Here is a 19,537-nt window from a genome sequence, read left to right as displayed (position 1 = left end):
CACGATACGCCATCGACGAGAGGTTGAACCGGCCTTAGGCGGGCGCGATGCGCGAACAGCCGGTCACCCCTGCCTCCGATACCGCCCCGGCAAGGGACATGTCCGGCCTTTATGCCGGTCTGAGCGCCTATCTGCTGTGGGGCCTGATGCCGGTCTATCTGAAACTGTTCGAAGGGATCGGTGCCGCCGCCGTCCTGGCGCACCGGGTATTCTGGTCGGCCATCCTGCTGGCAGCCGTAACCCTCATCCTGCGGAAAACGCCCGCTTTGCTGCGCGCGCTAAAGAACGTCAAACTGCTCCTGTGGCTGCTGTTTTCCGCCACGATGATCGGCCTGAACTGGTATCTATACACCTGGGCCGTGCTTAATGAGCGCGTGCTCGACACCAGCCTCGGCTATTTCATCCAGCCTATCCTCAACACCGCGCTCGGCGTCATCTTGCTGGGCGAGACAATGGGCAAATGGCGCATCGCCTCGACGATCCTCGCACTGGCCGGAATCGCGTTGATGACCGTCGCCAATGGTGGCCTGCCACTGATTTCATTGGGTCTTGCGCTGGCCTTTGCCCTTTACAGCTATGCCAGGAACAGGGCGGACGTCGATGCGCTGACCGGGCTTTTCATTGAAACCGCCTTTCTGGCCCCTGTCGCGCTCTGGTGGCTGGAAATTCACGGAGGCGGCATATTTTCGCAAGCGCCGACGATGACCCTGCTCCTGATCGGATCGGGGATCGCCACCTCCATCCCGCTGGCATTGTTCGGCCATGCCGCGCGGCGCGTGACGCTGACGACGCTGGGGTTCATGCAATATATCGCACCCTCGACAGTCTTCCTGCTCGGCGCGTTCGTTTATGACGAACCGCTTAGCGCCAGCCGCCTGGGTGCGTTCGCTCTGATCTGGCTGGGGCTGCTGGTGTTCTCCATCGGCGGGTTTCGCCGACGGCAGCGGCTCGCTAAGGCCGGGTGAACGAAGCCGGTACGGAAGATAAATGGACAAGATCATCATCAAGGGGGGCAATCCCCTTTCCGGAAAGATCCAGATCTCAGGCGCGAAGAACGCCGCACTGACCCTGATCCCTGCTGCGCTGCTGACGGAAGAACCGCTGACGCTGCGCAATCTTCCACGGCTGGCGGATGTCGATACGTTCGGCCACCTCGTCAATCAGCTGGGCGTTTCCACGGAGATCGAGGGGAAGCGGCCCGAAGTTTTCGGTCGCGTCATGACGCTGAAGGCGGGCCGCATCACCTCGACAGAGGCCCCCGCCGACATCAATCGCAAGATGCGGGCATCCGTCCTGGTCCTGGGTCCGCTGCTCGCGCGTTGCGGCGAGGCGCGGGTGCCGCTGCCCGGCGGTTGCGAAATCGGCGCGCGTCCCATCGACCTGCACCTGAAGGCAATGGAGGCGCTGGGCGCGGAGATCAATATCGGTCAGCGGTTCGTGACCGCGACCACGAAAACAGGATTGAAGGGCGGTCATATCGTCTTTCCGATCGTGTCGGTGGGCGCCACAGAAAACGCGCTGATGGCGGCGACATTGGCCGATGGCGAAACGATCATCGAAAATGCCGCGCAAGAACCGGAAATCACCGATCTTGCCCAGTGCCTGATCGGTATGGGCGCCAAGATTTCAGGTGTCGGCACCTCCACCCTCATCATCAAGGGCGTCACCCGCCTGCACGGCGACACCTATTCGGTGATGTCGGACCGTATCGAAGCGGGCAGCTATGCCTGCGCCGCGGCCATAACCGGCGGTGATGTCGAACTGGTCGGCGCGCTGCCGGAAACCTTCGGCGCCGTGATCGAAAAGCTGGAGGCAGCAGGCGTCGCCATAGAAACGACGGAAAACGGCATTCGCGTGTCGTCAACGGGCCGCATCAGTCCGGTCGACATAGAGACCCAGCCCTTTCCGGACTTCCCCACCGACATGCAGGCGCAGATGATGGCAATGCTGTCGCTGGCGAACGGGTCCAGCGTGCTGACCGAAACCATCTTCGAGAACCGCTACATGCACGTCGGGGAGCTGGAGCGCATGGGCGCCAATATTCAGGTGGCGGGACGTACCGCCACCGTGCGCGGCGTAAAGGAACTGACCGGTGCGCCCGTGATGGCGACCGATCTGCGCGCCTCCATGAGCCTCGTCATCGCCGGTCTGGCGGCAAAGGGCGAGACGCAGGTGCTGCGCGTCCATCATCTCGACCGCGGCTATGAGAGGCTGGAAGAAAAGCTGAGCGCAGTGGGCGCCGATATAGAGCGCGTCAGCGGCGACTAAACCGCCGCCGGTTCGGACGTCGCCCGCTCCGCCGCTTCCACGATCCTCTGCGCCAGAAGGTCGGGCTGCTGATAGATCAGAAGCTCGCCGGCACCGGGAACGATCTCTGCCGTCATGGCAGGGCTTTTTGCAACGAACCCGTCGATTTCCTGCTGTGAAAAGGATCGGTCCTTCGATCCGAACAGACAATGGGTCGGCGTCGTCAGCATATGGACGTGATCGGCCACGTCGTTCCAGGTCCGTTGCAGATCCCGAACGAAGCTTTGATGCCCTTGAGTCGTCGTTAGGGCGCAGGCATTTCGCAGCAACGGTGTCAGCTCCGGGTTTCGAAACACCTCCAGGTCCACGGGCGATTCCGCATAGGCCCGCTCCAGATACCAGTCCACGCCGTGCCGCTCTATGCTGCGAATGCCCGCCTGCGCGATGATCTGGGTGATCCAGGGCGCGCGCCGTGCGCTGGCCAGCATTGTGCGCTGGATCAGGGCCATGCGTGATACGCGCTCCGGCGTCATGGGCAGGATATAGCCTGCCGTCAGGATGCTGCCAAACAGACCGGCATCGCGCGTCGCCAGTTCGATCAGGGTCGCACCGCTGCCCGTCAAGCCGATGCCGGTTGCGCCGCGAATGCCCAATTCCTCGATCAGGAACCGAATCGCCTCGCATTGTTCCTCCTGCGGGTCGGAGTCCGGATCGGAATCGCTATTGCCGGATCCGGGCCGCTGTATGGCGAACAGCTGTATATTCTCGTCGGCGAGCCGCTGCATGACCGTTTCCGCCAGCAGATAGCCGACCGTCATGCCATGCACGATCAGCGCCGGCCTGCCCCCCTCCACGCCCATCCAGCTATAGGCAAGGCGGCGTCCATCGGCGCGGGTCAGGATGACTTCATGGCCCAGCGCATCCCGCCAGGCGCTCTTCGTACCGCGTTTTCCCAGATCGGCACGTGCACACAGCATCGCCACCAACCGCACCAGATCGACCTGGCTGGCCGTGTCGGTCTTGTGAAAGATCGTCTTCAGCTGCGTCCGTACGGTGTGAACGGATGCCCCCCTGCGTTCGGCGATCTGCGCGGTGTCCCGCGTTGCGAACAACAATTGCGTGATTTCGATTTCGGCGCGGGTCAGGTCGAACGCCTGGCTGAGGACCGTCGCGACGGCGTCCGACCATTCCAGGTCGAGGGAGCGGACCACCAGATAGGCCTGGCGCCCCTCATCGTGCATCTGCACGTAAAGTTCAGCCATCCCCCGGCGACCGTTTCGGTCGACAGTCCGAATAATGGCATGCTGGCGATTGCCGCCTATCAAGACGCTGCGGCAAACCGAATCATAATCGGCAACAGACGAAGGATCGAGCCATTCGCGCCCGCTGCCGCGCCCCTGTTTCAGGCCAAAGGCACCACGCGCCGCCTCGTTTTGCAGCACGAGAACTCCGCGAGGCGACAGCACCATGGCGGGAGCGGATACCAGATTGACCGCCCTATCCAGCGGATCTTCGGGATCGGGCGGCAGCGCACTGGAAAACAGGCTGCGGACCCCATCAATCTGGTGACGCAAAGCGGGATCGACCTCCAGATCCCCGTCGGGCGAGCCGGCGGCCTCCAGCTTTCGGCCCCATGCGGCCACCATATGTTCGAACGCACTGGAATCGCTGACCGTTCGATAGGTCGAGGCAAGGATGTCGAGATCGAGATCGCGGTCGCTGTGGGAACTCACAGTACTCGACGGGCGCTCGGTCATATTGGCTCCGAAAAGAAAAAGTCGCCAATACTCAATATGGGGTATGACGCAGAACGCAAATGGCGCGACATTCCGTCTTGTGCAACGCTGCACGTCACGCAAAGCGAACTGGCGGATCCGATAATCCGCCAGTTCGACATGACCTGCGAACGTCCGGTGTATGCCAACTGCGGCGGCGTCAGGCCTTCAGCACCAGCTTCCCAAAGTTCTCGCCGCTGAACAGAAGGTTGAGGGTGTCGACGTAGCGCCGGACGCCGCCCTCGCGCACGTCCTCCTTCGCCTCGATCTTCCCCTCTGACAGCCATTTCGCCAGTTGGGCCACCCCTTCGCCATAACGATCGTGATAATCGAAGACGACGAATCCTTCCATACGGCCATGCTGCACCAGAAGGTTCATGTAATTGCGCGGACCGCGAATGGCGCCGAAATCATTATAGCCCGAAATGGCACCGCAAATGACGATGCGGCCGTGGCGGGCAAGCAGGCTCATCGCCGCTTCCAGGATTTCGCCGCCGACATTGTCGAAGTAGACATCGACGCCCTTTGGACAGGCGGCGGCCATTGCCTTGGTCACATTCTCCGTCTTGTAGTTGATCGCCGCATCGATGCCGAGCGTGTCGGTCAGATAGGCGCATTTCTCTTGGCTGCCGGCCAGGCCGACGACACGCGCACCCTTCAGCTTGGCGATCTGGCAAACGATCGCGCCTACCGCGCCCGAAGCGGCGGAAACGACGACCGTTTCACCCTCTTTCAGGGCGCCGACTTCCAGAAGGCCGAAATAGGCAGTCAGCCCCGGCATGCCCAGCGCGGACAGATAGCGTTCAGGCGGTACTGAGGAGGTATCGACCTTCGTCAATTCATTGCCCTTTACCAGCGCATGGGTCTGCACACCCAGCGTGCCCTGGACCCAGTCGCCCTTCTGAAAACCGGCGGCCCCCGATTCCAGAACCTCGCCCACGGCGCCGGCGCGCATCACATCGCCCAGGCCCACGGGCGCAATGTAGCTCTTGCCCTCGTTCATCCAGCCGCGCATGGCCGGATCCAGCGAAATATGGCTGACCTTCACCAGCACTTCGCCCTCTGCAGGGGACGGTATATCGCCTTCGCGAACTTCGAAATCTGAAGGCTCGACCATGCCATTGGGGCGGTTGACGAGATGGACGCTGGTTCTGGTCATGTTTCGGATTCCTTTGCTTGCGACAGGCGGGAAAACAGCAGGCGGTCGGCTCCCTTGAAACCGAACGTCCACATCAGTCCGCCATAGATGGCGATCAGCAAGGGTAACCCAACAGCTATCTGCCAGAAAGCTGGCAGAAAGTGCATGGAGGCAAAGCCTGCCGCCGCCGTTACCGCCGTCACGGGCAGATAGACCCAGCGCAGCCCGCTGACCCGTTCAGGGATCAGATGGTGCAGCAAGACCACCTTCAATATGCTGGCCAGTAAGGCAGCGAGCGCCAGCGCCAGGGCGGCACCGATCCCCTGTACCGGCCGATTTTCCGCCACGTCCGGAAAAACCACGTCGAATAGTTGAATGAAGCCCAGCGTCATGACGATCTGCGCACCGAGCGCGATCAGGGACGCGATCAGATTGCGGTGCCGCGCCATATAGACCAGCGCGCTCTCGCTGATCGCAGCGGTGACGTAAAAGACCTCCGCGGCCAGCAACAGGAACAATACGCCTGCGCCCGCACCAAACCCTTCGCCGACCACCTCCATGCTGACCTCGCCCACGAAGCCCAGACACAGGGCAATGCCCAGCTGCGCGGAGATGATCCAGAACCCTACCTGCCGCAATTGCTGCGCAATATTTCCATAGTTCTTCTCCTTCACGCCATGCGCAATCACGGGGGCGAGAATCGGATCGAATGTCACCTTCAGCTTTTGCGGCAAGGAGGCGAATTGCTGCGCAACATAATAGATGCCGAGAACGGTGGGCGTCGCGAACTGCCCCAGGATGATGATGTCGACCCTGCGCATCGCCCAGTCGACCGTGTCCGCCCCCGCCAGCGGCCAGTTTTCCTTCATCATCAGGAACAGTTGTGCCGGTTGCGGGCGCCAATGACGCGGCAGGCCGTACATGCGGATGCAGGGTATCACCGACGCGACGAAGGCCGCGAACATCGACACCGCATAGGCGATGATCAGCGCGTCCGGCTTCCACGCGGGAATGAACGCCAGAAGCGCCGCGAAGATCGTAATCGTCCACGGCTCGATAATGGCCCTGGCATTCACCGTCGCCTGCACATTGTGGCGATAGGCAAGGGCCGCCAGCGTTACCTCAGACCCGACAAAGAACAGTGCCGACAGGGGAAACAGCCGGTCCAGTCCGCTGATCTTGGAGGCGGGAAAGACAATCTCTGGAATCGCAATCATGATGGCCGCGCCAACCGACGCGAGGACGACCGCAAGCAACAGCGCATCCCCGATGACATGGGCGGGCGGGCGGTTTTCTTTCGCCAGTTCCGCCGCAATTCCCCGCCGTAGCCCCAGCGTCGCGACCACCGCCATCATTTCGACGACCATCGTCGCATAGGCGAATCGGCCCAGCGCCTCAGCGCCGTAAAGCTGACCCGCAATGATCAGGAAGGGGATGCGCGCCAGCAGGCGCAGGAAAAATCCAAAGAAATTCGTGCGACCGCCCTTCGCGAGCGCGGCTGTGTCCGCGCCACGCGCAGACCTCGGGTCGGACGAAAGATCTGGCGGGCTCACCCGGCGGACTATGCCGCCCTACGGGTGGCGGGGCAAATGAAACGCGTATGGGGTGAGGCGGTCGATTTCATCGCCGCTTCATGTCCCGGGCGGCATATCCGAACTTCCCGCCGGCACCACCTGCCCCTAAGCTGGATAGATATGGCAAAAAAGAAATCCCGATCGCACGCTGGCCGCGCCTGGGGCGTGCTGTGGAAATCCGCGCTTGGCGTGGCCGTGCTGGGCACCATCTTGCTGGTCGTCACGGTCGGCATCACCATGGCGTCGATCCCCGGCTATGTCGAACTGCGAACGGCGGCGGTGGGACAGGCGGTGCGCGTGAAAAGCGCCGATGGCGCCGTCCTGGTCAACCAGGGGCCAAGCTATGGCGGCTGGCTGAGCTACGATGAAATTCCCCCCGTCATGGTCGCGGCGATGCTGTCGGTCGAGGACAGGCGCTTCATGAACCATCCGGGTGTCGATCCAAAGGGCATGGCGCGCGCGGCCTGGATAAACTTCACGTCCGATTCCCGTCGGCAGGGCGCATCGACCATTACGCAGCAGCTGGCCCGCAACATCTTCCTTTCCAACGAGCGAAGCTATGAACGCAAGATCAGGGAGGTGCTGCTTGCCCTTGCTCTGGAACGCAAATTTACAAAACAGCAGATCGTCGAGCTATACCTGAACCGCGTCTATTTCGGCGGCGGCGCCTATGGGATCGATGCAGCCAGCCGGCGTTTCTATGGCCATTCTGCAACGCAGATGACGCCGGCCGAAGCAGCCATCATTGCCGGACTGGTCAAGGCGCCCTCTCGTTTCGCGCCCAGCGCCGATCCGGAACGTGCGCGTGTTCGCGCGAATGTCGTCGCAAAACTGATGGAAGAGCAGGGCGTTATCGACGACCGCGCCGCCGTGCAGCGGGAAATTGCCGAGCTGGAATTCGCGCCGCAGCCGCGCGCGAACGATGTGCGCTACTTCACCGACTGGGTCCTGAGCCAGGTCGAGCGCCTGACGGACGAAACCGTCGAACCGCTGGTCGTCACCACCACGCTGCTATCCTCCATGCAGGTCGCCGCGCAGGACGCAGTAAAGCAGCAGACGCCGGACGGGGTGCAGGGCGCGCTGGTTTCCATGAGCCACGACGGCGCCATCAGGGCGATGATGGGCGGCCGCGACTATGTCGATTCGAATTACAACCGCGCGACCATCGCGGAACGGCAACCGGGATCGGCATGGAAACTGTTCGTCTATCTTGCCGCGATCGAGGGCGGCCAGTTGCCCGACGATTATGTCAATGACTCCCCGGTTTCGATCGAGGGCTGGACGCCGCGCAATTACGGTCGATCCTATCGCGGCGAAATCACCTTGCGAGAGGCGTTCGCCCGCTCCTCCAACAGCGTTGCGGCGCAGCTGGCCCAGCGTAATGGCTTCGACAATGTCGCGGATATGGCCGCCCGGTTCGGAATCGATACCGACATTTCCCGGCAACCGGCCATGGCGCTTGGCACATCCAGCGTACGGCTGATCGAGATGACCGCAGCCTATGCCGCCGTCGCACGGGGCGGCGTTGCCGTCGAACCCTATGGCATCACCCGCATCGAAACGGCCGAGGGCCGGCTGCTGTACGAACGCGATATTCGCAGTCCACGCGTGCTCGTCGCCCCCTGGGTGGCCACCAACATGACGCATTTGCTGGAAACGGCGGTCGAATCCGGAACCGGCGGCGCGGCCCGCATCGACCGGCCCGTCGCAGGCAAGACGGGCACGACCAGCGACTATCGGGATGGCTATTTCGTCGGCTTTACCGGCGATTTGACCACCGGTGTCTGGATGGGCCGCGACGATAATGCGCCCGTACCGGGCCTGACCGGCGGCGCGGCCCCCGCGCGCGCCTTTGCCGCCTATATGAAGGCGGCGACGAAGGGCATGCCGGTACAGCCGCTCAACAGCGACATTCGTATCGACGACGCCTTCGCGGAGCCCGATGCGGAAGTATATGGGCTGGAGGGGACATGGGCCGACGATTACGACCCGGCGACCGACCCCTATGTCGACGAATATGATTTCGCCGATGGGGAAGGCACAGATCGGATGGAGGCGGAGCCCTATGCGGATCCTGCCCCCCTCGCCGGGGGTGAAATTGGGGTGGAATACGGCAATTCCCCGCCGGCGCAGCAGTCCGGCCGCGCGACGTCGCAGGGTCTGAGCGCGGCAGACGTCCCCACTCGCCCGCGACCAGAGACGCCCCCCGCCTCTGCCGACGACAGCTGGCTCGACGCGCCTGCTGCCGCGCCGCAACGCCCCGCACCAACCCAGACGCCGCGCGGCCAGGCGCAGGGTCGCCCGGAGAACCTGTTACCGGCCGATTAGGTGCAGGCCGGCGCCGTGGGCGCGCAACCATGTGTCGGCCTGCGCCTGTGTGCCGCCAGCGAACAGATCGGCCAGTGCGTGAAATTCGGGGCCATGGCCACGGTGTACCAGATGCGCGACCTCATGCGCCACGATCGCCTGCCGGACGAGCGGCGGTGCGCAAATCAGCCGCCAGCTATAATTGAACGTACCCAGATGGGGGTTACAGCTTCCCCAGCGGCTGGTGGTGTCGCGCACGCTGATGCGTGTCACGCGCTCGGCAAGGCCATTTTCGCTCGCCACTTGGCGGGTTTCCGCCGTCAGCATCCGGCGCGCGCGTGCGCGCAGCCAGCCTTCGACGCGGGCGGAAAGCATGTCAGCGGGTCCGCCGACGCGCAGTTGCGGCAACGCTCCGGTGTGGATGAGTTCGGGCGTACGCGGCGCATGAGCGACATGCTGTATGACGACGTCGCGCCCCTCCAACGGAAATGTCACGCCATCGACCAAGGGTTTGCTGTCGGGCCAGCGCGCAATGCGGCTTTCCAGCCAATCGCGCTTTTCCTGCAGAAAGCGCTGCGCCCGTCGCAAAGAACCGTAACGGGGATAGCTGACGGTTACGCGGCCCCTGGCGGGGTCCGCGCGCAAGGTGATGCGTCGCGCGCGAGGTGATTTCAGAAAGGCGACGGCCACGACCCGCCCGGCAATCTCCAGGGTGTCCGCCGCGTCCTTGCTGCGGCCACCGCCGCTAAAGAACACGATCCGTCAGATGATGTTCGATCGGCCCTGCGTCCGCTTCCGAAATGGTCCACCCCCGAACCGAAACACCGGCACGATGCACGCTGTCGGGATCCCCCGTTATCAGCGGGTGCCAGTCAGGAAGGGCCTCGCCCTCCGCCAGCAGGCGATACGCGCAGGTGGTCGGCAACCAGGCAAAGGTCTCGATCTTTGCCGGGGTCAGCCGCACGCAATCGGGAACATGCGCCTTGCGATGGCGGTAATTGGAACATTGACAGGTGTCCCGATCCAGCAGGCGGCATGCGATGTTGGTCGGCACGACCTCCCCCGTATCCTCATCCTCCAGCTTCATCAGACAGCATTTGCCACAGCCATCGCACAGGGATTCCCATTGATCCCGCGACATGCGATCAAGCGGGACCCGCTCCCAAAAGGGCGCCTCCGTCATGGAGCTATTCCCCCGCCTGCATCCAATTTGCGATGTCGGCGGCGATGTCTGCCTGTGACACGTCGCGGGCATAGGCGTTGACCGGATTTCCCTCTGCATCGAACAGATAGATCTGTGCGCTGTGGTCCATCAGATAGAAGCCATCCTCTCGCACATCGCCCTTCGCCTTATAGACGCGGAACGTGTCCACCATGTCGTCGATTGCCTGCTGGGACCCGGTCAATCCGATCATCCGGGGATGAAATGCCGCTGCGAATTCCTTTACTACCTCCGGCGTGTCGCGCTCGGGATCGACGGTAACGAAGATTGGAGTCAGGCGCTCCGCCAGCTCGGGCTCATCCTCCTCAAGTTCGCCATAGGCGCGGCCCATGCGCGCCGCATCCACGGGGCAAACGTCCGGGCAAAAGGTATAGCCGAAATACATCAGCCGCCATTGCCCCTGCAGGCTCTGGTTGCTCACCTCATTCCCGTCGCCGTCGACCAGCGAGAATTCACCACCGATGGGCGCGCCCGCCAGCGGTGCCTCCTGCCGTTCCGACGAGGACGAACAGGCAGAGATCAACATCAGCAGGGCGGCGATCAGGATCGGTTGTCTGGAGTTCATCGCCATTCGCCTATAGGAAGCATTGAATGGAATCTATGCGTCGATGGGACAGGTTCAAGATGGCTATAAAGCGGGCAATCGCCGCACTGGCACTGATCTTCGGTTTTGCGCAGCTTTCGACGGCTGCCTCCGCACAATTTTCAGAGCGCTATGAATTCTTCAAGGCGGTCGAGGATGCCGATGCCGCCGAGGTTAAGCGCATGGTGGAGGGGCCGGCCTCAACGGTGGTCAATTCGAAACAGCGCGATGGCGGCCGCACGGCGCTGCACATCGTTACTGACCGGCGCGACGCCCCGTGGATCAATTTCCTGCATGGTTTCGGCGCCGATGTGAATGCACGCGACGACGCCGGCGACACTCCGCTGATCCTGGCAGCGAGCAGAGGGTTCGGTGACGGCATTCGACTGCTGCTGGCCTATGGCGCCGATGTGAACCTGGCCAATAATCGTGGCGAAACGCCGCTGATCCGGGCCGTGCAACGCCGCGACACCGAATCGGTCCGCCTGCTCATGAAAGGGGGCGCCGATCCCGATCAGGGGGACCATGTCGCCGGATTTTCGGCGCGCGATTATGCCAGCCGGGACCGTCGTTCACAGCGCATCCTGCAAATCATAGAAGGCGGTGAGACGGAGCAGGCCGAAGTCGTCGGCCCGACGCGCTAAACGGCCGATAAGGACGGGCCTACGCGGCCTTGCGTTCTTCCTCGACAACCTGCGCGGCATTCAGCAGGCGACGCTCCAGACCGCGCAGGCGCTGCGGGCTGTCCAGCCGCTGACCCATCAGGTCGGTCAGGTAGAATGTATCCACCGCGCGCTCGCCGTAAGTCATCACATGCGCCGAACGGATCGTCACCCGCGCGTCGAACAGCGTTCGTGCCAGCGCATAAAGCAGGCCGGGACGGTCCGCGGCATTCACCTCCACCACGGTGAAGCGGTTGGACGCATTCGGCTGCATCAGGACGCGGGGCTCTATCGCAAAACTGTCGGCACGCGTCAGCGCCAGCGGTCGCTTTGCCAGTCGCTCGCGCAGGCGGATACGCCCCTCCAGCGTGTCGATGATGTTGTGCCGCATGCGCGATAGCTGATCCGGCTCCACGAACGGCTCACCCGTGGGTCCGGTAATGGCGATATTATCCAGCGCCATGCCATCTCGAGAGGTATGCACGCGTGCATCGACGATGTTTGCGCCGGACAGGCTGATCGCGCCCGCCAGTCGCATGAAGATGCCGGGGTGATCGCTGGCATAGGTCGTCACGTGCGTCAGGCCGGTTTCCTCGTCGACGGTGGTCGCGACGCTCAGTTCGCCCTCGCGGCTGTCGATCTGACGGGCGTTTGCCACCAGCGTGGTCAGCGGTTCCGCCACCCAGTAACTGTCGTGAAAGCGCTTCACATAGGCGGCCATCCGCTCCTGATCCCAGCCAAGGTCTTCTGCCACGGCATCGCGCTTCGCCGCGATCCGCTCCGGCCGGCCATGTTCCTGGTGGCCCAGGCGCAGACGCGCCTCAGCCGCCTCGAACAGCTGGATCAGCAGTTGGGATTTCCACGCCGTCCATGTGCCCGGCCCGACGGCGCGAATATCGACGACCGTCAGAATCAGCAGCAGCTTCAGCCGTTCGGGGCTTTGCACCTCACCGACGAAATCCTCGATCGTCTTCGGGTCGGTCAGGTCGCGTTTGAATGCCGTCGCGGACATCAGCAGATGATAGCGGACCAGCCATGCGATCGTCTCCGTCTGCGCGGGCGACAGCCCCAATCGCGGACAGATCTTTTCCGCCACCTCCGCGCCCAGTTCGCTGTGATCGCCGCCGCGTCCCTTGGCAATGTCATGCAGCAGAACCGCCGTATAAAGCACCTCTCGGCTCGAAATCTTGTGGATCAGGGCGCTGGACAGCGGGTGGTCGTCCTGCAATTCGCCCTTCTCGATCTTCGACAACAGCCCGATTGCGCGGATGGTATGCTCGTCGACGGTGTAATGATGATACATGTCATACTGCATGCGCGCCACGACCCTGCCAAAATCGGGAATGAAGCGCCCAAAAACGCCTGCCTCGTTCATCCATCTCAGCACAAGCTCAGGGTCGCGCTTGCTGGCGAGGATCGACATGAACAGCTCGTTCGCCTTCGGATCCTTTTTCAGATCGCCGGCCAAATGGGCATCGTGCCCCGCCTGACGCATGGCGAGGGGGTGAATTTCGTGTCCCTCACGGTCGGCGAGAGCGAATAATTGCAACAGCCGGCGGGGCTTTTCCTGAAAGAAGTCGTCCGACGGGATGCCGATCCGCTCGTCCTTCAGCGTGAACCCCTTCAGGCGCTTCGGCATGCGCACGCGTGACGGCAACCGCATGCGCGTGGCGGCGTGCTGCTCCTCCAGATGCGCCAGGAACAGGCCCGTCAGGTCGCCGACAGATTTCGCCATCAGGAAATAATGCCGCATGAAGCGCTCTACCGGCGCTTCACCGGCACGCTCCTGATAACCGAGGCGGTTCGCAAGCTCTCGTTGCAGGTCAAACGTCAGGCGCTCCTCGGCGCGGCGCGACAGGCGGTGCAGCAATATGCGCACCGACCAGAGGAAATTTTCCGCGCGATTGAACTGACGATATTCGTGCGGTTCGAAAACGCCCTTGTCGACCAGTTCGACGGCCCGGTCGACGCGATAGACATATTTGCCGATCCAGAACAGCGCGTGCAGGTCGCGCAGGCCGCCCTTGCCCTCCTTGACGTTGGGTTCGACGACATAGCGGCTATTGCCCATGCGGACGTGCCGCGCTTCGCGCTCCGCCAGTTTCTGCTGGATGAAGTCGCGCTCCGTCCCGCGGGTCACGTCCATCGTGAACCGCACGACCGCCTCATCGTACAAGGCCTGGTCGCCCCACAGGAACCGTGCCTCCAGCATGGCGGTACGGATGGTGATATCCTCACGCGACAGGCGCACGAGTTCGGATAGCGACCGGGTGGCATGGCCGACTTTCCAGCCCAGATCCCACAGCGTGTACAGCACCGCCTCGATCACCTGTTCGCCCCAGGCGGTCAGCTTCTTACCGGTCAGGAACAGCAGGTCGACATCGCTGTAGGGCGCCATTTCCCGCCGGCCATAACCGCCGACGGCACAGACCAGCAGGCGCTCTGACGCCGAAGGATGATTATTGGGATAGAGGCGCTGCGTCGCGAAATCGTAGATCAGCCGGATCAGCTGGTCCGTCAGAAATGCGCGTGAATTCGCATGGGTCAGGCCCTTGCCCGGATCCTCATCAATCCGTCGGTCCAATTCGACCACACCGCGATCATAGGCGGCGCGCAGAATCTCCGTCGCCTCCGCCCGTGTCGGTTCGCAGCTGGCAAGTTCGCTCGCCAGCGCACGTCGGTCGATAATGGCACGCCTGTCATCGACTCGCTTGTAAACATCAGCCATGGCTTCAGTCTAACAGGCCAGGGTGGCCCCGGCTATTCGACAGGGATTTCTTCGCGCTTCTTCTGCAGCTCGCGCTCTTTTTTCCATTGGCGGAAATCGTTGACCACGCATCCCGATGCACCCGCTGCGCCCACCACAGAGCAATCCGTCGGTGTACGTGACCCCGTGTCGGCCAGCGCCTCACGCTCGGCACCGGCATCCAGCAGACGGTCGCCAGGATCGGGCGGGGGCGGCGATTCCTCGGGCTCGTCTATGGGATCGGCGGTCACGCAGATTTCGCCTTCGGGAATGTCTTCACACCCTTTTCGCGGCATGAACATGTCAAGCGGAACCCGCTTCGTCGGAGGGGCTACGATGACACCGGAACTCGGCGCCTCTTCAACTTCCTGCGCACTCGCGGCACACGGGCAGATGGTGAGGGCGAAGCCAGCGGCGGCAAGAAGAAGAAGGCGTTTGTCCATGTCCGTAACTTTCCTGTCTGCCGCTTTAACGGGCCATGAATGTATCAGGTTCCGCTTTTGCGCGCCCGCAGGCGCGCGCCGGTTCATCGGGCAAGCAGGCTGCGCGCCTGGCTGGCCAGATGCGCGAGCATGGCCGTCGTGATCGCTCCGGAACCACGCGCGCGTTCGATGGCCTCCCGCAACCGTCCGACACGGTCCTCGTGCGCCGCCAGCCATTCTGAAACGGCGGCCGACGGATCGTCGCCGGGCTGCGTGATCTGCCGGATCAGGCCGATGCGCAGCCCCTCGAAATCGCGGACAAGCCCGGCCACCAGCAGGCGTTCCCAAGGGTCCGTCGGGGACATTTGCGCTGCCGCCGATTTCGCCCAGTCGAGCCCAACCTCCTGCCCCAGCAGCGTATAGGCATTTGCAACGTCACACACATTGACCCCCACGTCGAACGCCAGACGCGAGGTCGAAACCCCGCCATCGAGCGCCTGCAGATCTATCATGCGCTCGGCGATGTCGTGGGGAGCGCCGCCCGTCGCGAGTTCCTGCCGCAGCCGCTCCAGATAGGCACGCGGCTCTGCGCGCAGCAGCGTGTCGATGTCCTCTGCCAGCGTCGCAATGCCGGGGCGCAGCGCCGTTACCGTATCGGATGGCTTGTCACCGACATCGGTCACGCGGATCAGGTCCGACATGTGCAGGCGCAGCACCTGTATCGAACGCGCGTGCAGCATCAGGTGCGCGGCGGCATCGATGTCCGCCGCATCTATCGAACGCCACAAATTGCGCAGGTCGAACAATTCTCGCGCAGAAATGAATGCCGCTGCGACATGGGCCAGCGTCGTTCCATGTTCTTCCGCCAGTTCGAACGCCAGGGCGATGCCACCGCGATTGACGATCTGGTTGGCCAGCTTTGTCGCGATGATTTCCCGGCGCAGGGTGTGGCTCGCGATTTCTGCTGGAAAGCGCGCCTCCAGCTCGTCCGGAAATGCCATGGACAAATCCTCGGCCAGAACAGCATCGTCCGGCACGCCGGATGCAACCAGCGATTCGTAAAGCGAGGTCTTTGCGTAGGCGAGTAGAATGGCAAGTTCGGGCCGCGTCAGGCCCATCCCGGTTGCTGCGCGCTGGGTCAGTTGCTCGTCGGTCGGCAACTGTTCAACGCGACGGTTCAATTGTCCCCGCGCCTCCAGCATCTGAATGACCCGTTGCAGCGCGGGCAGCGTCGCAGCGCCCCCGGCCGCCGCCACGGACAATGCCTGCGTCTGCATGAAATTGTCACGCAGAACGATGTCGGCGACCGCCTCCGTCATGCTGGCCAGCAGGGTGTTGCGCGCGTCCATCTCAAGCTTGCCGGACCGCAGCGGCTCCTGCAGCGCGATCTTGATATTCACCTCATTATCGGAACAGTCGACGCCTGCCGAATTGTCGATGAAGTCAGTGTTCACGCGGCCGCCATGGCGTGCGAAGGCGATCCGTCCCGGCTGGGTAATTCCCAGATTCGCGCCTTCGCCGATTACTTTTACCTTCAGGTCGCGCGCATCCACGCGCAGCTCGTCATTGGTGCGATCGCCGACATCCGCATCGCTTTCGCCGCCGGCCTTTACATAGGTGCCGATGCCGCCGAACCACAGCAGTCCGGCCTCCGCCGTCAGGATCGCACGGATCAGCGTCGTGGGCGATACCTCCTCCTCCGCGATATTCAGCAGTTCCCGAATTTCGGGCGTCAGGGTGATGGATTTTTGTGCGCGCGGGAAAACGCCGCCGCCGGGGGAAATCAAATCCCGGTCATAATCGTCCCAGGACGAGCGCGGCAGCGCAAACAGACGCGCGCGCTCTGCAAAGCTCGTGGCCGGATCAGGCGTGGGATCAATGAAGATATGGCGATGGTCAAAAGCCGCGATCAGCTTCAGGCTTTCCGACAGCAGCATGCCGTTGCCGAACACGTCGCCCGACATGTCCCCGATGCCGATCACCGTCACCGGCTCCGTCTGGATATCGACGCCCATTTCGCGGAAGTGCCGTTGCACACTGACCCAGGCGCCGCGGGCCGTGATGCCCATCGCCTTGTGATCATAGCCGTTCGCGCCGCCGGAGGCGAAGGCGTCGCCCAGCCAAAATCCGCGCTCCACGCTGATGCGGTTCGCAATATCGGAAAATGTCGCCGTGCCCTTGTCGGCGGCGACGACCAGATAGGGGTCGGGATCGTCATGGCAGACAACGTCGTCGGGCCTGACCACCGTGTCGCCAACGCGATTGTCGGTCAGCGACAGCAGGGATCCGATGAAGATTTCGTAGCAGGCGATCCCCTCTGCCAGCCATGCCTCCCGGTCACTCATCGGCGGCAGGGCCTTGGGGTAGAATCCGCCCTTCGACCCGGTGGGGACGATGACAGCGTTCTTCACCATCTGCGCCTTTACCAGTCCCAGAACCTCAGTCCGGAAATCGTCGCGGCGGTCCGACCAGCGCAAACCCCCGCGCGCAATGGGACCGCCGCGCAGATGGATACCCTCAACCCGTGGTGAATAGACCCAGATTTCGCGATAGGGCACCGGCTGCGGCAGGCCGGGAATCGCCGAGGAGTTGAATTTGAAGGCAAGCGCCGGTCGGTCGCCGGAAAAGGCGTTCGTCCGCAGCGTCGCTTCGATGGTGTCGCGGTACAGCCTGAGGATGCGGTCCTCATCGATCGCGGCGACCGATTTCAGATCCTCGACGATCGTGCGGCGCCATGTCTTTATCTCGGCTTCACGCTTTTTCACCGACGGATCGAAACGCGCATAGAACAGGCCGATCAGACCGGCGGTGACCTTCGGATGCTGGCGCAGCGCCTCGACCACCGTCGGCATGCTATAATTCAGGCCCACCTGCCGCAAATAGCGGAAATAGGCGCGCAGCCAATTGACCTGTTCAACCGTCAGGGAGGCGCTGGTGACGAGGCCGTTGAATGCGTCGTTTTCCTTCGCACCGCTCAGAACGGCCCGCAACGCGGGCTCCGCCTGTTCCTTCAGATATTCGACGTTCAGGGCCTCGCCATGGGCGCTTTCGACCAGGAAATCGTGAATCCAGCCGCCGCGTCCGCCGAGCAGGTCGAAGGGGAATTCCTCGATAACGCGAAGGCCGAATGCCTCCAGTACCGGCACCATGTCGGACAGCGGAATGATCTTTCCGCGCCGATAGATCTTGATGCGCATCTCATTCGCGGATTCCTCGGCCCTGCGATAGAAGTGGACGTCGCGGTCCTCTTCTCCCTGCAGTTCCGACAGCCGTTCTATGTCCTGCGCGCCCTCGGCAGCGTCGAACTGATCGCGATAGCTGGCGGAAAACGCGCCCGCATAGGTCAGGGACAGACGCCCGCCGCGCGCGCCGCCCAGGCGCTTCAGCAATTCGGCTTCCAGCGCCTCGTCCCATCCCCTGACCAGACGTTCCAGCTTCGCATTTAGATCGGCTTCGTCCAGGACGGCGGCCTTGCCGGGTGTCGTGGCCAAGTAATATTGAACCCGCGCCAGCCCCTCGGAGCGCAATTCCACGTCGAATCGCGACACGCGCGCCTTGAACGAATCCTCCAGCATGGCGCCGATACGCGACCGGATACCGGTATTATATGCCTCTCGCGGGACATAGACGATGGCGCTGACATAACGTCCAAAGGGGTCGGCGCGGACAAAGATACGCGGACGCGGACGATCGAGCAGCGACAGCATGCCCTTCGCCATTTCCGCCAGCCGCGTCGCGCTGACGATGAACAGGTCGGTGCGCGGAAAGGTCTCGATGACATGCGTCAGCGCCTTTCCGGAATGGCTGCGCGGATCGAAGCCCAGCGATGCCCGCACCTCCTGGATCTTTCGCCGCATCATCGGCACCTTGTCGGGCGACATTGACAGCGCCGCCGATGTCAGCAGGCCGATGAAGCGATATTCGCCACATACCTGCCCCTCATCGTCATACCGCTTCACGCTGATGACATCGTAATAGGTCGACCGGTGGACACGGCTGACGGCATTCGCCTTGGCGATCAATATGGGCTCGGGCGTTGCCATGAACTCGCGCAGCGCGGTCGGCAGAACTTCGAACCCGCCGGCGCCGCGCCACAGCGGGAATTCCGGATCCGACAGCAGGCCGAGACCAGCCTCCGCCTGCGGCTCCAGCGTGGGGTCGTCCAGCGCACCGCGAAAACGATATGCGGCATAGCCCAGCAGGGTGAAATTATCGTCCACCAGCCAGTCGAGAAACGCCTTCGCCTCGATAACTTCCGCTGCGGGTGCGGAAATTTTCGCATCGGCAAGCGAATCACCGGCGTCCTTCATCGCCGCCGTCATTTCCTGCCAGTCGCGTACGGCGGCGCGCACATCGTCCAGCACGATTGCCAGTTCCGCCGCCAGATCGCTGCGACCGCGTGCACCAACGCGATCCGCCTCGATATAGATGATCGATTCACGCGCCTGTTCATGCGATGGGCCGCCATTGGCCGCGTGCAGCGATTTCAGGCGCCCTCCACGCGTCCGCTCAACAGACACGATAGGATGCAACAGCCGGTGAATGCCCATCCCCCGCGCGGTCAGCGCATTGGTGACCGAATCGACCAGAAAGGGCATGTTATCATTGACGATGGCAAGTCCGGTACGACGCTGGCCGGGACTCGGTTCGATGCTCTCGACGTGAATGATCGGCGTATCAGGCGCGCGCTCCTTCAGGGCACCACGGACGAGGGTGGCGATGCGCTTGGCCGCTTTCGCGTCCAGGTCGTCCGCCTCCCCCGGCAGGGCTCCTTCAAACAACGCCCGCTCGAGCGGATCCATTCGTTTGTCGGCCATCCGGGTGTCCTTCGTACCTTCGCGTAAGATAATTGCGCCGCTGC

13 protein-coding genes are annotated in these 19,537 nt (G+C 62.9%); 4 read left to right on the top strand and 9 right to left on the bottom strand.

The window, feature by feature from the left end; translation table 11 throughout:
- Positions 1-47 precede the first annotated feature (47 nt).
- Positions 48-965, top strand: coding sequence for an EamA family transporter RarD (gene rarD, locus ACSMXM_RS13220; RefSeq protein WP_460316804.1), 918 nt, complete (start codon positions 48-50; stop codon positions 963-965).
- Positions 966-987: 22 nt separating this feature from the next.
- Positions 988-2,268 (top strand): UDP-N-acetylglucosamine 1-carboxyvinyltransferase, encoded by a 1,281-nt coding sequence (gene murA, locus ACSMXM_RS13215; RefSeq protein ID WP_460316803.1) that lies wholly within the window; start codon positions 988-990, stop codon positions 2,266-2,268.
- Here murA and ACSMXM_RS13210 read toward each other — a convergent pair.
- The 3 genes from ACSMXM_RS13210 to ACSMXM_RS13200 form a co-directional block, all read right to left on the bottom strand.
- Positions 2,265-4,004: a bifunctional helix-turn-helix transcriptional regulator/alpha/beta hydrolase gene (locus tag ACSMXM_RS13210; protein WP_460316801.1), complete on the bottom strand. Its 1,740-nt coding sequence runs from the start codon at positions 4,002-4,004 to the stop codon at positions 2,265-2,267. The two genes, murA and ACSMXM_RS13210, sit on opposite strands and share 4 nt — an antisense overlap.
- 178 nt (positions 4,005-4,182) lie before the next feature.
- A complete protein-coding gene (locus ACSMXM_RS13205) occupies positions 4,183-5,181 on the bottom strand; it encodes an NADP-dependent oxidoreductase (protein ID WP_460316800.1) in 999 nt (332 codons plus the stop codon).
- Positions 5,178-6,713, bottom strand: a complete 1,536-nt coding sequence (locus ACSMXM_RS13200; protein WP_460316799.1) for a lipopolysaccharide biosynthesis protein — start codon at positions 6,711-6,713, stop codon at positions 5,178-5,180. Before ACSMXM_RS13200 ends, ACSMXM_RS13205 begins: the two co-directional genes overlap by 4 nt.
- Before the next feature lie 141 nt (positions 6,714-6,854).
- Here ACSMXM_RS13200 and ACSMXM_RS13195 point away from each other — a divergent pair, with 141 nt between their 5' ends.
- Complete coding sequence (locus tag ACSMXM_RS13195; protein WP_460316798.1) at positions 6,855-9,062, top strand: transglycosylase domain-containing protein; 2,208 nt, start codon at positions 6,855-6,857, stop codon at positions 9,060-9,062.
- On the opposite strand, the gene ACSMXM_RS13190 is transcribed toward ACSMXM_RS13195, so the two are convergent.
- Genes ACSMXM_RS13190 through ACSMXM_RS13180 form a run of 3 tightly spaced genes read right to left on the bottom strand, consistent with a single transcriptional unit; the run spans position 9,048 to position 10,828 of the window.
- Positions 9,048-9,797: a M48 family metallopeptidase gene (locus ACSMXM_RS13190; RefSeq protein WP_460316796.1), complete on the bottom strand. Its 750-nt coding sequence runs from the start codon at positions 9,795-9,797 to the stop codon at positions 9,048-9,050. The two genes, ACSMXM_RS13195 and ACSMXM_RS13190, sit on opposite strands and share 15 nt — an antisense overlap.
- Positions 9,787-10,224, bottom strand: a complete 438-nt coding sequence (locus ACSMXM_RS13185; protein ID WP_460316793.1) for a YcgN family cysteine cluster protein — start codon at positions 10,222-10,224, stop codon at positions 9,787-9,789. The genes ACSMXM_RS13190 and ACSMXM_RS13185 overlap by 11 nt, the downstream gene beginning before the upstream one ends.
- A gap of 4 nt (positions 10,225-10,228) precedes the next feature.
- Positions 10,229-10,828 carry an SCO family protein gene (locus ACSMXM_RS13180; RefSeq protein ID WP_460316791.1) on the bottom strand — a complete coding sequence of 200 codons (600 nt, stop codon included), beginning with the start codon at positions 10,826-10,828 and terminating at the stop codon, positions 10,229-10,231.
- 26 nt (positions 10,829-10,854) lie between these two features.
- On the opposite strand from ACSMXM_RS13180, the gene ACSMXM_RS13175 reads away from it, so the two are divergent.
- Complete coding sequence (locus ACSMXM_RS13175) at positions 10,855-11,490, top strand: ankyrin repeat domain-containing protein (protein WP_460316789.1); 636 nt, start codon at positions 10,855-10,857, stop codon at positions 11,488-11,490.
- A gap of 19 nt (positions 11,491-11,509) precedes the next feature.
- On the opposite strand, the gene ACSMXM_RS13170 is transcribed toward ACSMXM_RS13175, so the two are convergent.
- From ACSMXM_RS13170 to ACSMXM_RS13160, 3 genes are all read right to left on the bottom strand, one after another.
- A complete protein-coding gene (locus ACSMXM_RS13170) occupies positions 11,510-14,236 on the bottom strand; it encodes a [protein-PII] uridylyltransferase (protein ID WP_460316787.1) in 2,727 nt (908 codons plus the stop codon).
- A 32-nt stretch (positions 14,237-14,268) separates the two neighbouring features.
- Positions 14,269-14,697: a hypothetical protein gene (locus ACSMXM_RS13165; protein WP_460316785.1), complete on the bottom strand. Its 429-nt coding sequence runs from the start codon at positions 14,695-14,697 to the stop codon at positions 14,269-14,271.
- 83 nt (positions 14,698-14,780) lie between these two features.
- Entirely contained in the window at positions 14,781-19,493 is a 4,713-nt protein-coding gene (locus tag ACSMXM_RS13160; protein ID WP_460316783.1) for an NAD-glutamate dehydrogenase, read from the bottom strand.
- Between the last annotated feature and the right edge of the window lie 44 nt (positions 19,494-19,537).

The sequence above is a fragment of the Pacificimonas sp. ICDLI1SI03 genome (assembly GCF_054740865.1).
Note: the sequence above shows the minus strand (reverse complement) of the source record. Positions and strands in the feature narration are given on the sequence as shown.